Source organism: Ideonella margarita, from assembly GCF_038066635.1.
In the GTDB taxonomy this organism is placed as follows: Bacteria; Pseudomonadota; Gammaproteobacteria; order Burkholderiales; family Burkholderiaceae_C; genus Ideonella; species Ideonella margarita.
In genome coordinates this window covers 1-527 of record NZ_JBBUTI010000039.1, presented here as the reverse complement: position 1 = coordinate 527, position 527 = coordinate 1, and the positions used below count along the sequence as shown (strand labels likewise).

1 protein-coding gene is annotated in these 527 nt (G+C 65.1%); it reads right to left on the bottom strand.

Annotated elements, in window-relative coordinates; genetic code table 11:
* Window positions 1–161 precede the first annotated feature (161 nt).
* Window positions 162–527: MotA/TolQ/ExbB proton channel family protein (locus tag AACH00_RS19855; protein ID WP_341400914.1), on the bottom strand; the 366-nt coding region annotated here is incomplete at its 5' end.

The following is a 527-nucleotide window of genomic DNA, read 5'->3' as shown; positions in this document are numbered from 1 at the left end:
ATCTGCTCTTCGCCGTCATCGCTGGCGGCGCCGATGCTCATGCCCATAGGGCCTCCTCATTCACAGTTCCGCGGGGCTCTGATTTCCCGCCGGGCCGTCCCAAGGGAAATCGCTCCCCTTGGGGGGCGACGACGCCTTCAGGTGTCGTCTTGGGGCTCTACTTATCGCTTGCCAGCCAGCAGCACGTTGTGCAGGTCGCCCGAGAACGCGCGGACCTTCTCCATCACGCTCTTGTTGCGACGGATCAGCCAGTTGTAGCCCATCACCGCAGGCACGGCCACGGCCAGACCGAAGGCGGTCATGATCAGTGCTTCACCGACCGGGCCGGCAACCTTCTCGATCGAGGCATTGCCCGACAGGCCGATGGCCGTCAGCGCGTGATAGATGCCCCACACCGTGCCGAACAGGCCGACGAACGGCGCGGTCGAGCCGACGGTGGCCAGGAAGGCCAGGCCGTCCTGCATGCGGCTGTTGATGTTGCCCACCGAGCGCTCCACACCCATGCCGATCCAGGTGTTCAGGTCGAT